This is a genomic window from Paenibacillus antibioticophila (assembly GCF_000455265.1).
Lineage (GTDB): Bacteria > Bacillota > Bacilli > Paenibacillales > Paenibacillaceae > Fontibacillus > Fontibacillus antibioticophila.
The window spans coordinates 1,736,819-1,751,384 of record NZ_HG005139.1 but is presented as its reverse complement, the minus strand read 5'-3'; the positions used below and the strand labels follow the sequence as shown (position 1 = coordinate 1,751,384).

The window sequence follows — 14,566 nt, the reverse complement described above, 5'->3', positions numbered from 1 at the left end:
CTTGTCCAGTTTGCCGCACTGCTCCCAGGTCAACCGCCGCAAGGCCCTGGTCCGCCCATCATGTTCGTAAACCCGCAGGCTCCTTGCTCGGAATAGAGGTCAGAGAATTCTTCGCGGTGGGCTGCCGGGATCACAAAGCGATCGTCATACTTGGCAATCGCCAATAAACGGTACATCTCTTCGGTCTCTTTCTCTGTCATTCCGAACTGCGCCAGCAATTCGGCGTCGGTCTCCTTGTTCAAATTCCGCGCACGCATATGAGAACGCATGACAGCCATTTTCTTCAACACTGTCTTGATTACGTCGGTATCGCCTGCCGACAGCAGATTCGCCAAATACTGGACTGGAATTCTCATATCGTCAATAGCAGGAAAAATATCATCCGGCGATGCAGTCGCCCCTTTGCCTTCCACCATGTTTGTAATCGGGCTAAGCGGCGGTACGTACCATACCATCGGCAAGGTCCGGTATTCCGGGTGCAGCGGAAGCGCGATTTTCCAATCGACCGCCATTTTGTAGATCGGCGAACGCTGGGCATATTCAATCCAATCCTCCGGAATGTTAGCTTCGCGGGCTGCAGCAATCACTTCAGGATCGTTCGGATCAAGGAAAATGCTCAATTGCGATTCGTACAGATCTTGTTCATTCTCCACCGAAGCTGCCTCCTCGACACGATCGGCGTCATAGAACATAACCCCCAGATAACGGATTCTGCCTACGCAGGTCTCCGAGCAGATCGTTGGCAAGCCTTGCTCGATCCGCGGGAAGCAGAGCGTGCATTTCTCCGCTTTGTTCGTCTGCCAGTTGAAGTAGACCTTCTTGTAAGGACAGCTTGATACGCAGAACCGCCACGAGCGGCAAGCATTCTGGTCTACAAGCACAATTCCGTCTTCCTCGCGCTTGTACATCGCACCCGATGGGCAGCTCGATACACAGGACGGATTAATGCAGTGCTCGCAAATTCTCGGCAGATACATCATGAATACCTGTTCGAATTCCATGCGAACGGCTTCTTCGATGCCAGCCATGTTCGGGTCTTCATATCCCGACTCATGCACACCCGCCAGATCGTCTTCCCAGTTCGGACCCCATTCGAGATTCATATATTCGCCGGTAATTTTCGATTTCGGACGCGCTACCGGCTGGTGCTTCAGTTCCGGGCTTTGCTGCAACTTCTCGTAATCGTAATCCCATGGCTCATAGTAATCGTCAATCGTCGGTTGGTCCGGATTGTGGAAGATATTCATCAGCCGGTTGGCACGGCTGCCGGAGCGAAGCTCCAGCTTGCCGTTCTTCAATACCCAACCGCCTTTATATTTGTCCTGGTTCTCCCACTGCTTCGGATACCCTATGCCTGGCTTCGTCTCGACGTTGTTGAACCACATATATTCTGCGCCCTTGCGGTTCGTCCAGGTGTTCTTGCAGGTTACCGAGCAAGTGTGACAACCGATACATTTATCCAAGTTCATGACCATCCCGATTTGCGCTTTAATCTTCAAGCCAGTTCACCTCCTCAAGTTTGCGGATCACGACGTACAGATCCCGTTGATTGCCTGTTGGTCCGTAGTAATTGAATCCGTAGCTAAGCTGTGCATACCCGCCAATCATATGAGTTGGCTTCACATGGATACGTGTCGGACTGTTGTGCGTACCGCCGCGCGTTGTGGTGACGTCGGTTGCCGGAACGTTGATCGTCCGATCCTGGGCATGGTGCATATAGGCCATTCCTCTAGGCATCCGGTGGGTAACGACTGCCCGGGCAACTACAGCGCCATTCTGATTGAAGCATTCAATCCAATCGTTATCGACCACATCGGCCGCGGCTGCATCATCCTTGTTGATCCAGATGGTCGGGCCGCCGCGGAACAGCGTCAGCATCGGCAACGAATCGAAATACATACTGTGAATGGACCATTTGCTGTGCGGCGTCATGAAGTTCAAGACAATTTCTTTGCCTTTCTTGGCCGGACGATTCTTGTTCGTATGGAAAGGCGCATGCTTCATCGTCGGCTTGTAAATCGCCAGGTTCTCACCGAATTCCGTCAGCATTTCGTGATCCAGATAATAATGCTGGCGTCCGGTCAAGGTACGGTAAGGGATCAAGCGCTCCACATTTGTAGTGAACGGCGAGTAGCGTCTTCCATGCTGCTCCGATCCGCTGAACGCCGGGGAGGTAATTACCGTCTTCGGCTGAGTTGTAATTTCGTCGAAGGTAAAGCGTTCTTCGATCCGATCCTCCGCCAGATCCTTCAGCTTGAGCGCCGTCTTCTGCTCCAGGGACTCCCAGGCCTTTACAGCCATTTTCCCGTTACTGGTCGTGGACAATGTGAGAATGGCTTCGGCCATATGACGATCCGTCACCAGCTTCGGACAGCCCTCGCTGATTCCCGGCTCCTCGACGACGCCGTTCACTTTCTTCATAAGCTCATACTCATTGGCTGCAGACCAGTTGATTCCTTTAATGCCATAGGGCTTATCTTTGATGTTCGGGCCAAGCGCGGTCATCTTCTTGTAGACGGAAGCATAGTCCCGCTCTACCACCACAAATTTCGGCATGGTCTTGCCCGGAATCGCCTCAATTTCACCCTTGCTCCAATCCAGAACCCGGCCGAACGGCTGAGACAGCTCATCCGGTGTATCATGCTGTAGCGGCATCGCTACGATATCGCGCTGCGGTCCGTCGAATTGGCTTTCTGCCATTTGAGAGAAGGTCTTCGCAATCGCCTTGAACGTCTCCCAGTCCGACTTGGACTCCCAGAGCGGCGGCACCGCAGGGTTGAACGGATGGATGAATGGATGCATATCGGTCGAGGACAGATCGCTCTTCTCATACCAGGTTGCCGCCGGAAGCACGATATCGGAATAGACCGCGGTCCCGGACATCCGGAAGTCGATATCCACCATCAAATCGAGCTTGCCTTCTGCCGCTTGGTCATGCCATCTGATCTCTTCCGGACGCATCGTCTCGGAGTCGTCGTTGAGCAGACCGTTATGCGCGCCGAGCAAATACTTCAGGAAGTATTCATGCCCTTTGCCGGAGCTTGAGATCAAGTTGGCGCGCCAGACAAACATCACCTTCGGATGATTGCCCTCCGCATCCGGGTCCTCAATTGCAAACTCCAGATCACGGTCTTTCAGCCGTCCTGCTACATAATTAGCGATTGCTTCCGGTGTGTCATGTCCTTTGGCTGCCGCTTCATTCGCCAGATCAATCGAATTTTCGTTGAATTGCGGGTAGGAAGGCAGCCAGCCCAGACGCGCAGCCATGACGTTATAATCCGCATAGTGTGCATAACGCGCCTTATCTACAAGTGCTGATGTGTGTCCATCAACCGGGTTGGATTCAAAGCGCCATTGGTTCGTTGCAAAATAGAAGAAGGAGGTGCCGTTCTGTTGGCGCGGCGGCATCGTCCAGTCCCGTGCAAAGGCGACATTCGCCCAGCCTTCTGCCGGACGAAGCTTCTCTTGACCGACATAATGCGCCCAGCCTCCGCCGTTCACACCTTGGCAGCCCGTCATCAATACCAGGTTAAGCACACTGCGATAAATCGTATCCGAGTTGTACCAGTGGTTGATGCCCGCGCCGACGATAATCATCGAGCGTCCCTGGCTGTCTACCGCATTTTGCGCAAATTCGCGGGCGATCTGAATGACGGATTCACGATCCACGCCTGTGATCTGCTCTTGCCATGCCGGTGAGTAGACCGTGCTCGCATCATCGTAGTTACTGCCGTTGACGGAATCGACTCCATATTGGGCAAGCATCAGATCGAAGACACTCGTCACGCGATAAGATTGTCCGTCTGCCCCCGTAATCGTACGATAAGGGATCGAACTTGAGATAGCCGATTTGCCTTCATCAGCGAAGTAAGGCAGCTTGAGCTCAACCTGTCCTTCGGCGGTTCCGCGGAGCCCGAGCTGCGGAGAGATTTCTTCACCTGTGAAGGTGTCCACCATTTCAAGGTTCCATTTGCCCTCCTCGCCCCACCGGGATCCGATTGTTCCGTTAGGGATGCGAAGCTCGCCGGTATGCTCATCGATCAGGACGGTTTTCCATTCGGCATTGTTCGTATCGATGCCAAGATCCTTGGCTGTCAGGAAGCGGTCTGCCGTATAAGCATCCCCCTGCTCCTGAAGCAGCACCAGGAATGGGAAGTCCGTATATTTCTTCGAATATTCATTAAAGTATGGCGTGCTGTTTTTCACATAGAATTCATTCAGAATGACATGCCCCATTGCCATCGCAAGCGCTCCGTCAGTTCCTTGCTTGGCAGCGAGCCATTTATCCGCAAATCTTACAAATTCCGCATAATCCGGGCTAATCGATACAACCTTGGTGCCGCGGTATCTTGCCTCAGTCATGAAGTGGGCATCCGGTGTCCGGGTCATGGGCAGATTCGAACCCCATACAAGCAAATAGCTTGAATTATACCAGTCACTGCTCTCCGGTACGTCGGTCTGATCGCCCCAAATCTGTGGTGATGCAGGCGGGAGATCCGCGTACCAATCATAGAAGCTAAGTAACGGTGAGCCTACGAGCGACAGGAAACGTGAGCCCGCAGCATAGCTGACCATGGACATCGCCGGAATCGGAGAGAAACCGATCACTCGGTCAGGACCATTTTTCTTAATCGTATGCAGCATGGATGCGGAGATAATCTCTGTAACCTCATCCCAGGAAGCACGTACCATGCCGCCCTTGCCCCGAGCCGATTTGTAGATCAGCTTTTGTTCGTCATTTTCAACAATCGAGCTCCAGGCAGCGACCGGGTCCTGATGAGTCCGTTTGGCTTCACGCCATAATTGGAGCAGCTTGCCGCGAATATAAGGATATTTCACTCTGAGCGGGCTATAGAGATACCAGGAGAAGCTTGCGCCACGAGGACAGCCGCGCGGTTCAAATTCAGGCATGTCGGGTCCGGTTGTCGGATAATCCGTCTGTTGCGTTTCCCAGGTGACAATGCCGTCCTTCACAAATATTTTCCAACTGCATGAACCTGTACAGTTCACACCGTGTGTTGAACGCACTACTTTGTCATGCTGCCAGCGGTCGCGGTACATATGTTCCCAAGAGCGATCCTCGTGAGATACTTCACTCCAGCCTTCCGCGTTCTTCTCGCGCTTTCGGAAAAACTTTAACTTCTGCAGTAGCGGGTTGGTCTTGTTCATCGTTCCAGCTCCTTGCGCTTATTGATACTTTAATTGTAGGCGCTGGGATCGATCATGAAGAGGGGGGAACTCCCTCATTCCGAGGTAGGGAATCCCCGTTATATTGAGGATAGGAGTGACAATGCGAGGTGAAGTGCTGATTTAATCACGGTTGTTTCCTCTTTTAGTATAAGAATGGGCGCTGTGGAAACTGAGGGGAATTTACTAAGAGAAACGGGCCCCCGCTCTCCCCCTGTCTCTGTCCAGCTAATCCATAGCTGGATGTTGGACGCTTCACGGAGAAGTTCCTGCTGTTCATCCAATTCGCGAAGCAGAGCAATTTTCGGATAGCGGGCCGACTTGAAGCCCTCCGCAATCAAAATATCTACTCTGCCGTACATGCTGCTTGCGATTTCATCCAGTGTCATCGGTGCCTGACTCATCACTCTTGTTGCCGACTTCGACGTGAGTACGGTCTCTAAAGCACCATGGGACAGATGCCTTTGGCTGTCTGTCCCATCGTCGTCCAACTGGAATTCATGCGCATCATGCTTGGCCGAGCCAACCCGGAGACCGCAGGCTGTGAGCTCGGATATCAGCTTGCAGGCAAGGGTTGTTTTGCCGCTGTTCTTATAGCCGATGATCTGCAGTACAGGAACCACGTTATTCATTGCACCTCTATCTCTCCAGGCAAGCTTTGAATGCATAGTGTTTTACTCCTTTACTCATAGAGACTCCCCCAGCCATACCCCCAGATAATGATTCTGCGTATCAGAGGCAACGTGTGAAGTGTGCTTACGATCGCTGTTGTTCACGGATTTCTTTGATTGAGTAAACCATAGCAAGGTAGATATCCGTTCACAAAGGCGAACGCTTATGTTTATTGAGGCACCTATATGGCGTAGCTATGTGCAATCTTGTATAGTTGTCGAACTAGCAGGCGAAGTGGCATGGGCATAAGTGTGAAGGGTTGTGAAGAAGCGGAGCGTTCGCCTTTGTGAGCGGATTTCTCCCTTATTAGAACTTAGTCCAATTGAAGAAATCCGCGAACAACAGCGATCGTAGCAACTCTTCACACGTTGCCCCACTTAACTCGCATTCAAATAGGGCTACGCGCACAATCCTTAGCTCAACTTAGATAGCTCCCGCTTCATGCAAACTTCTTGGAAAGCTCCGACGGATCAATTTCGTTGAACACGCCGACATAATAGCTGATTTCCCCCATGTCATTCTGGATGCCGTTGATCGTCAAACGCTGCAAATACATTTCCCCGGTCTGCTTCCTGTTCCAGATGTTCCCGGACAAGGCCTTCTTCTCTCTAAGCTCTTTCCACATGGCATCATAAAACGCTTTGTCATGCTTGCCGGATTTCAGGAACCCCGGCCTCTGACCGATGGCCTCCTCCGCTGTATACCCCGTAATTGCCGTGAACGCAGGGTTGACGGTCTGAATGATCCCTTTCGGATTCGTTACCAGAACCGCTTGCGAGGTTCCATGTACAATTTGCACTGCCAGCTTCATTCGGTCATTCCAGTACATGTACAGTACCAGCAGGATACTGCAGAGGGCAACCATAGCCAATGACATAAACCCGATCGCATAATGACCTGTCATCGAGAGCAACAGGGTCAGCATCAATGGCGGGAAGAAGCCCCCCAATCCGCCTACCGCGGAGATAAGCCCGTTTGCAATCCCTGACTGCTTCGAGAAATAAAGCGGGACCAGCTTGAAGATCGTACCGTTGCCAAGACCTGCGCACAGCCCGATCATCAGACAGCCGAAAGTAAAGAGCGGAATCGTTGGTGAAAATGCCAGAATAATGGCGCCGATTGTAAGTCCCGTAAATACAAACAGCAGAATTTTGAAAGGATTAAACTTGTCGCCGAGCCATCCGCCTACCGGACGCATAAAGGTCGCCAGGGTGACGAAGCCTGCTGTCCGAAGCCCCGCATCCACCTTCTCGATACCAAAGTTATTAACGAGGTGATTCGGAAGGAACACGGTAAAAGCTACGAAGGCTCCGAAGGTAATAAAATAAAAGAAACAGACCAGCCACAATTTTTCGTTTTTGTAAATACCCTTGATTTGCTCGGAAAGGGAAGTCTCGAGCTTGGCTTCCTTCCGGTCGCCGATGAAGAAATTTGCCAGAATAAATACTCCAAGCAACACCAGATAACACTGCACCGTGGTGCGCCAGCCGAACTGAGACGCCAGGACGGGTGCGAAAAAGGTGCTTAGTGCCGAGCCCAGATTGCCCAGGCCATAAATTCCGTTTACCAGACCATGCTTTTCCTTTGGATAATACTTCGGCAAGGATGTCACCCCGACCGAGAAGGTTGCTCCCGAGATCCCCAGAAACAGCCCGCCGATCAACAGGTCCACGAAGCTCTTGGCCTGGCTGATGTAGAATACGGGAATCAGGAGAATCAGAAGGCTGATGAGAAACATGAAGCGCGCCCCGTATTTATTGGTCCAATACCCGAAGGGAATCCGCAAGACGGAGCCCAGTACAACAGGCACGGCTGTGACTAGCGACAACTGGCCCGGTGTAAGCGGAATTCCTTCTTTAATAAATACAATGAGCGATGATAGAATGCCCCACACTGCAAATCCGAGAATTAAACTCAACGTCTGCAAGGGAAGTATGGCTTTGGTTGATGATTTCATGCGCTTCCTCCTTGTAAAGTCAACAGCTAATGACTCTATTATCCAGGGAGGCAGGTCTGAAAAAAATTGGGGAATTCCCTCATTTGCTTTCTAGGAAATTCCCCATCTCATATTTGCTTATGATGCGTGTTCAAAAAGTCAGCTTTTCACCACTGAAGACCGACTTTTTGAACTATCTCTTATGGATTCCAGATCTGCTCATCCAGTAATAGACGAGTAGGAAGCGTAAACCGCACGGACTGCCGTTCGGCTTCCACTGCGATTTCAAGGTCGCATTTCAAGGAAATCAAAAGATCATTAACGGGATTAAATAGATCCTGGGACAGCGGTTCGCCTCCAACGCACTGAAATTCAATCCGTGTATGACCCAACTCATCCTGCTCCATCGTAACGCCTGCCTGATGGATGGAACGCATGCTGTGATGAACCAGCAGGTCGATAATCTCCCCAATCTGCTGCTGCCGAGTGTGAGACAATCTCGTAATTCGTTGATCGAGCAATTCACAGGTTATTCCTTCCGCCCGGAACTCTCGCAGCCGCTGCAAAAGCGGACTCTTCACGTCGGTATGCTCCGTCTGCTCCTGCTCTTTCGCAGGCTCAAGGACCACGGTGCTGTCATATAACACGGCCAGCACAGCCGCGCTTTGCTCCACCCGCGCAATCTCCTGCTCGTGAAATACCCGCTCCTGCCGCTGTCCTACAAGAAGCACGCCGTAAGATTGCTTCTGCTCAGGCCGCTTCGAATCCACCGAGACGCCAACGGCGGACCGGATCGCTTCCACAAGGAAGATTGGATACTCCAGCATCTCGTCTCGCACCTCCTCGGGATAAGAGGTAACGATATGCGGACGTTTGGTTTGCATGACTTTGCCGGCCATCCCTCTGCCCATGCGAACCGTTATTTTACGATATCGCTCCGATTTAGCACCAAGCGCTATTTTCCAATAAATATCCCGATAATTGGCATCCGCAAGAGCAACGGCAACAAAATCCAAGGCCAGGTCCGACTTCAACTGCTGGAGTTCTTGCTGAATCTGCTGCTGGATGGTCAGCGATTGATCGTCCTCCCTAGTCAAAATCAAGCAGCCCCCTTCTGAAGGCGAACTTCATTAATTCCCGCCGATTATTGAGCTGCAGCTTATCCATGATATTCGCTTTGTGATTCTCTACTGTTTTTACGCTGATCGAGAGCAGCTCGGCCGCTTCCTTGTTCGTATAGCCTTTGGCGACTAAGGTTAACACCTCTTTTTCACGCTCCGATAAGGTTTCGAAGGTGTCCTGCGGCTCTTTGGAGTGTCCGTGCAAATACCCCTCTATGACCTTTTTCGTCGCCGTAGGATGCAGGTAGACCAATCCTTGATGAACCTGCTTGATCGCTGTCACCAGCTCCGTAATCGGTGCTGATTTCAGAATGTAACCGGAAGCCCCGGCTTTAAGGGCCCGGAACAAATATTGCTCATCATCATGCATCGTCAAAATAATAACCTTGACCTCTGGCATGGATTGCAGCAATTCACTGGTTGTATATAGGCCGTCACGGCCGTTCGGCATGCTCAAATCCATCAAGACCAGATCGGGATGAAGCTCCAGCGACTTCTTGATGCAAGAAATACCGTCCGCGGCCTCTCCGATAACCTTGATTCCCGGCTTCGTATCCAGTACGGCGCGAAGTCCGCTGCGAACGACGGCATGATCGTCGACGATTAGCACTTTAATATCCATCGCTGCGCAAATCCTCCTTACGGCCAGAGATCTCATCCGCTTCAATCGGCACTCTGACCTGAATGGTTGTTCCTTGTCCGGGAACCGATTCAATCTCAAATTCTCCGCCTAATATCTTAACTCGCTCTTCCATGCTGTATAGGCCGACCCCCTGCCGCAGCTCCGTCGTCAGTTCAAATCCGACGCCATGGTCGCGGATCAGGAGCTCAGCCGCCTCCGGGAGCAGCTTCAGCCCGACGTTCACCACTTCAGTATGCGAATACATGGCTGCATTCGTCAAGGCTTCCTGCACAATCCGGTACAGGGCGATCTCATGTCCTGCCGGCAGTCGGCCGCTGTCGCCGTCAATCGAGAACAGCACTTGAATACCGAACTTCTGTCCATATAATTTTACGTAATTCCGGAGTGCTGCCACAAGCCCGATATCGTCAAGTGCGGATGGCCGCAGCTCCACAGATAAATCCCGGATGTCTTCAATGGTGTGACGAATGGACTCCTGTAAGGAATCAATGGATTCATCGGCTGGTGTGTTTACGGGCTCCTCCAATTGGCCCTTCAGCACTTCGGTCTGAATCAAAATGCTGTATAGCGACTGGCCAATCCCGTCATGCAGCTCGCGCGAGATGCGTTTGCGTTCATTTTCCTGGGCGGACAGAATCGAGTGCGTAATCATTTGCGCAATCCGGTGCTGCTCTTCCTGCCGGTTCTTCTCGACCGCCTGCAGCCGAATGATGTTCAACGGACCAAGCACCGGATCTGTATAATGCGACACACTTGCATTCATAGACTTGGTTATCCCGTCTGAGGTTGTAATCAACACTTCAGTATGCTGCGAAGCTGGCTCGGTAATAAAGCAATTTTGATAACTGCAGCGCTTGTTCAACCCGGGATAGTTGGAGCAATGATTGCAAAAGCTGACGCTCGCCGGCTCCTCCGCCCAATGCAGCAGATGCTTGGCAGTGGGATTCATGCGGATGATATTCAAGGTATTGTCCGTTACCAGAACGCCATCGGGGCTGTGAATGAACACATTCGAGAACAGCTCCTGCTCTGAGCGGAGCTTGCGGCTCTGCCAATAGATAATAAAGAAAAATAACGTGGTAATCATCAATACGAACAGAAAAATGGGCGTATCGTCCTGCCAGCTACGATTTTCCTCTTGTAATATGGCGCGAATCGCCAACACGATGATCAAAGTAGTCGTGATGGTGAGGATACCGTTATGTACCATGAATTTGACGAAAGTTCTTGTTCTCTGGGCTGTTGATATCAATGCTTTTCACTCCTCTCGTCTTTCGATCACATGATCTTTCAGCTAATAATACAATTGTGACATATATCACGAACTATGAAAAGCAGGTTTTCCACTTGAACTGTGACGATTCTTAAGCACTTTACGGCAAAAAAAGAGGGCACCCAAAAGTCATTGACTAATGGATACCCTCAAGCCTCTTCAAGCTTCCATGGGTGAGGAACAAGCTCAGGACCTCTAGCTGTACGAAGCAGCACCTTGCCGGTTCTGCTCTTCACCAGCTCATGCAGCAAGTAGGCTCCTTCCGGGGTCTCTAGTTGGATATCGGTTCTGACCGGTAAACGATCAAGCAGTCTCAGCAATCGCGATGCCCATTCAGCTTGCGCCCTTCCCTCTTGTACGGACGACATGTCGATGACGAGGTCCAGGTCGCTGGATTCCTTCAAGACAGGCGCCCCCGTCGCCATCTCGAATCCTCCGCTTCCGGCAGGTCCCCATCTGCAGCCGGACAGAACCTTGGCAATCTCTTGCATCACCCGAATGACCGGCAACGGACGGCGATGCTCAGAGACATTGTTCCACAGCTGCTGCCGGGCGATATCATAAGGTGTAATGATTCTGGCGGCTCCGGCTGGGGATAAATAAGCACCCATTCGCTGACTTCGTTGGTCACCGCGAATACCGACAGGGATATGGCCGGATCCGGAAAATGGAGCGCGCCGAACGACGACGAACGGAGCATGCCGCAAGGAATCCTTCACCCACCCAAGCCCCTCATCCTCAACTTCCGTGAAAGATAAGGCAGCAATATCCGATAGCTCAATCAAATCATGCGGCCGGATTACCATTGCTGTCTTAACGCCTCACGCACCCGCAGCGTCGCTGCCCGTCCTCCATTCTGCGCTGCCTCGCTTTGCAGGCGGGAGCTGATGAGGTCAAGAGGAGCAGTCTCAATCGAGGCAATGGCTTCGGCAATGGCGAATTCAACTGCCCGCAGATCCTCGGTTCGAGGAGCATCTGCTTGAATGTCCTGCAATAAGCGGAATAACGAGCCCAGCGTGCTATAGCTGGTTATATCATAAGCCATCGCCGGTACTTTGCTTGTCGCCTCCTCCAGCTCTGAGATGCTTCTGCGTGTAATCCGCGCCGCCGAAGTCTTGGACATGGCCTGAATATGAACTCCGGGATCATCCAAAGCGATAAGGCGGTTGGCCTGAAGGCCATGGGCCAGGAAGGCGCCGGAAATTGCGTTGCCAACGATGAGAGCGACCACCGGATGCCCCTGCATTCTGGCACAAGCATACGCATCCGTGCTTGCCGCCAACGCCAGGCTGATCCCGATCAGCTCCTCGCTGTAGCCGTAGGCTTGACTCGGCACATCAACGATAGCAATGATCGGGCGTTTATTCGCCGAGTCCTGATCCAGCCGAATGGCATCGCGAACCAGCTGGGCGACCGTCCATCCCTCCAACAGTCCGACCTCTCCGTCTTTTGCACGTGGATAGCGGCTTGCAGCATCAGGGACAACGGAGATATACCGGCATATTTGTCCATCCTTAACGATATCTGCCGCCAGCACAGACGGAGTATCGCTCACCGGATGGGCCATGCCAGTTAATGCAGCAAACCACCGATAACCTCGGCTATTTGCTTGATCGCTAGGACCTTCTTTTGCAAACGATGAAAATTGATTAATAGGATTAACCTTCTCATACAACTCAACATAGTTTTCAGGAGTCCACTTCTGTGCCGGGTCGAATTGACTGAGCAAGCTAAGGTAGAAATCAGTCTGCAACGTTTTCGGCGCTTTGGCAGGACGCTTCATCGCCTGATAGATCGCAGCAGTCAAGGCCGTGGCGTCATCCTCCACAAGCTCGTCGATTAATCCGGTAGCCTGACGCTGACGGGCTCCGATTGTATTCCAGATCAGCTCCTTGTCCCGGGAATCAAACTCCATGACCCCTGCCTCCTGTTCAATTACTTCAGGGCCATTCAAGCCGAGCCGGGCCATTCGGGTAGCGATCAAGGTGCTTGCCAGCTCCGCGACGATAGACATGCCGCCAAATGCACCGATGCGCCCGGGGATGACCCCGATGACGGGCACATGCTCCCGCAGGGCAATTACCTGCGAGCTAATTTCGGAGATGGACAGCAGGCCATAATTCGCTTCCTGGAGCCGAACTCCGCCGGTATCTAAAAGCAGAATGGGAACGATGCGATCTCCCTGGATATTTGCCTCCAAAGCAAGCTCCAGCGCACCGGATATCTTGGCCCCGCCAACCTCTCCAATCCCGCCTCCCTGAAATGCGCCTTCAATGGAAATAACCAGCACCTGTTCTCCTTGAAGCATGCCTCTCGCCACGATCACACCATCATCGCTTTGCGGTACAATTCCTTGCGGCTCCAGGTGTGGAGAATAGAGCCTGTCAAAGGGCCCGACCAGCTCGCGGAAGGTATCCCGGTCAAGCAGTGCCTGTGCGCGTTCACGCCCGTTCAGCTCCACATAGCTATTCTGCATAGCCCAGCACCTCCAGCACTTGCGTTAATCGAAGCATCACGACCCCGGGCGTAGCCCCGTAATCATGGATGGTCATTTGAGCCATAATCGGATAACGGGTGAAAAATCGAGTCAGCACATGGTCCCAGGTCTGTCCGAATCCCTCGCTCCCGGTCAGCACCTTTACCTGTGCCGTGCCGCCCTCTCCCGGCTCCACAAGGATCTCCAGATCGCCCGACCCAACCACACCGATATGGGCCGATTGAGTAATCGGTCTTGAAGCGGCATATTGAAAATGTAATTGCTCCATCGTTATAGCTCCCTTCCCCTTTCATCTTCCACACCAAGAAACAAAGCAGCAGCCAGCAAATCAGCGCTTCCGCCCGGTGACAGACGTCTTGAGCTGCAATAATCGCTCAGCCTGGTGAATTTCTCTGTGAATTCCTCCATATTTCCTCTAGCTGCTCGGAGACAGGAAGCCGCTAGCTCCTTAACTGTTGTTAAAGCGGCATTCCCCCCGCGATGCAAAATACAGGTATCATCCACCGCAGCCATCAAGGCTAGCAGAGCTTCCAAACGCGCCTCCTGCTCATTCTTACCCGCTCTCCTTGCGCTCAGCAGCGCAGGCAAAGCTTCATTGCGAATATGCGGAAATCCCTGCTGCGCCTCCTCGTAAGCGCCGCTAATGTTAAATTTGCGCTTTACAATTTGTCCATTAGTCTCTTTCTCTTCCGCAGGACAATAACGGTCCTCAAAGGAAGCAATCACACCGGCAAGCCGCAGCACCCGCTCACTGTCAGTTTCATCGGCGCAGACGGCACGGGCGCTGGTCAGAAGGCCGAGCGCCCAGATCGCGCCTTTGTGCGTGTTGACCCCTTTTGTGACTGTGTACATCCGCCTTTCCCCTTCTCTGCCGATGCGGGCAATCTTCTCGCGCAGCTCTTGATTGGGGGAATGGAGGTAAGAGACGCTGGCGATTTCCTCAAACGTTCCTCGCAAAGCCTCTGCCGAATTCATCATCAGCTTCAGAGACATATCGCTATGTGCCCCGCTGCTTCTCGCATCCACCAGGCCTGGCTTTGGGGTAAGCCTTGCTTCTTCAGTCAATGCCCACACCGCTCTGGAAGCAAGTGACTTCGCAAAGCCTTCGATATCGTGTCGCAGCATCGCCATAGCCTACGACCAGCTCCTGAATTTCGCCGGCGGATCATATAAGCCATCCGACCAGGTCACCAGATCGCTGATCGATTGCGCGGCCAGCAGAGAACGCTTGGCCTGC

Annotated in this window: 12 protein-coding genes; all 12 read right to left on the bottom strand. The window is 52.4% G+C overall.

Annotated elements, in window-relative coordinates; translation table 11 throughout:
• Positions 1-29: 29 nt before the first annotated feature.
• Complete coding sequence (gene narH / locus TX85_RS07980; RefSeq protein WP_044478573.1) at positions 30-1,499, bottom strand: nitrate reductase subunit beta; 1,470 nt, start codon at positions 1,497-1,499, stop codon at positions 30-32.
• Entirely contained in the window at positions 1,489-5,169 is a 3,681-nt protein-coding gene (locus TX85_RS07975; RefSeq protein WP_044478572.1) for a nitrate reductase subunit alpha, read from the bottom strand. The genes narH and TX85_RS07975 overlap by 11 nt, the downstream gene beginning before the upstream one ends.
• Before the next feature lie 98 nt (positions 5,170-5,267).
• Positions 5,268-5,855: a molybdopterin-guanine dinucleotide biosynthesis protein B gene (gene mobB, locus TX85_RS07970; RefSeq protein ID WP_049894860.1), complete on the bottom strand. Its 588-nt coding sequence runs from the start codon at positions 5,853-5,855 to the stop codon at positions 5,268-5,270.
• Positions 5,856-6,298: 443 nt separating this feature from the next.
• The gene (locus tag TX85_RS07965; RefSeq protein ID WP_044478571.1) at positions 6,299-7,816 is read right to left on the bottom strand and encodes an MFS transporter; all 1,518 of its coding nucleotides are present in this window, start codon (positions 7,814-7,816) and stop codon (positions 6,299-6,301) included.
• A 179-nt stretch (positions 7,817-7,995) separates the two neighbouring features.
• Positions 7,996-8,892 (bottom strand): GAF domain-containing protein, encoded by an 897-nt coding sequence (locus TX85_RS07960; protein WP_044478570.1) that lies wholly within the window; start codon positions 8,890-8,892, stop codon positions 7,996-7,998.
• Complete coding sequence (locus TX85_RS07955) at positions 8,885-9,538, bottom strand: response regulator (protein ID WP_044478569.1); 654 nt, start codon at positions 9,536-9,538, stop codon at positions 8,885-8,887. The genes TX85_RS07960 and TX85_RS07955 overlap by 8 nt, the downstream gene beginning before the upstream one ends.
• Entirely contained in the window at positions 9,528-10,769 is a 1,242-nt protein-coding gene (locus TX85_RS25315) for a sensor histidine kinase (protein WP_148444347.1), read from the bottom strand. Before TX85_RS25315 ends, TX85_RS07955 begins: the two co-directional genes overlap by 11 nt.
• Before the next feature lie 212 nt (positions 10,770-10,981).
• Positions 10,982-11,638, bottom strand: a complete 657-nt coding sequence (locus tag TX85_RS07945; protein ID WP_044478568.1) for a malonate decarboxylase holo-ACP synthase — start codon at positions 11,636-11,638, stop codon at positions 10,982-10,984.
• On the bottom strand, positions 11,632-13,308 hold the full coding sequence (mdcD, locus tag TX85_RS07940) for a biotin-independent malonate decarboxylase subunit beta (protein ID WP_044478567.1): 1,677 nt from the start codon (positions 13,306-13,308) through the stop codon (positions 11,632-11,634). Before mdcD ends, TX85_RS07945 begins: the two co-directional genes overlap by 7 nt.
• Positions 13,298-13,597, bottom strand: coding sequence for a malonate decarboxylase subunit delta (locus tag TX85_RS07935; RefSeq protein WP_044478566.1), 300 nt, complete (start codon positions 13,595-13,597; stop codon positions 13,298-13,300). The genes mdcD and TX85_RS07935 overlap by 11 nt, the downstream gene beginning before the upstream one ends.
• Positions 13,598-13,599: 2 nt before the next feature.
• Complete coding sequence (gene mdcB, locus TX85_RS07930) at positions 13,600-14,460, bottom strand: triphosphoribosyl-dephospho-CoA synthase MdcB (RefSeq protein WP_233500648.1); 861 nt, start codon at positions 14,458-14,460, stop codon at positions 13,600-13,602.
• A gap of 3 nt (positions 14,461-14,463) precedes the next feature.
• Positions 14,464-14,566: malonate decarboxylase subunit alpha (locus tag TX85_RS27450; protein WP_044478565.1), on the bottom strand; the 103-nt coding region annotated here is incomplete at its 5' end.

What these genes read in the sequence shown, in the direction of transcription:
- mdcB (WP_233500648.1), bottom strand. Translation starts at nt 14,460, where the DNA reads ATGGCGATGCTGCGACACGATATCGAAGGCTTTGCGAAGTCACTTGCT.
- TX85_RS25315 (WP_148444347.1), bottom strand. Translation starts at nt 10,769, where the DNA reads ATGGTACATAACGGTATCCTCACCATCACGACTACTTTGATCATCGTG.
- TX85_RS07975 (WP_044478572.1), bottom strand. Translation starts at nt 5,169, where the DNA reads ATGAACAAGACCAACCCGCTACTGCAGAAGTTAAAGTTTTTCCGAAAG.
- TX85_RS07945 (WP_044478568.1), bottom strand. Translation starts at nt 11,638, where the DNA reads ATGGTAATCCGGCCGCATGATTTGATTGAGCTATCGGATATTGCTGCC.
- mdcD (WP_044478567.1), bottom strand. Translation starts at nt 13,308, where the DNA reads ATGCAGAATAGCTATGTGGAGCTGAACGGGCGTGAACGCGCACAGGCA.
- TX85_RS07935 (WP_044478566.1), bottom strand. Translation starts at nt 13,597, where the DNA reads ATGGAGCAATTACATTTTCAATATGCCGCTTCAAGACCGATTACTCAA.
- TX85_RS07955 (WP_044478569.1), bottom strand. Translation starts at nt 9,538, where the DNA reads ATGGATATTAAAGTGCTAATCGTCGACGATCATGCCGTCGTTCGCAGC.
- TX85_RS07965 (WP_044478571.1), bottom strand. Translation starts at nt 7,816, where the DNA reads ATGAAATCATCAACCAAAGCCATACTTCCCTTGCAGACGTTGAGTTTA.
- mobB (WP_049894860.1), bottom strand. Translation starts at nt 5,855, where the DNA reads ATGCATTCAAAGCTTGCCTGGAGAGATAGAGGTGCAATGAATAACGTG.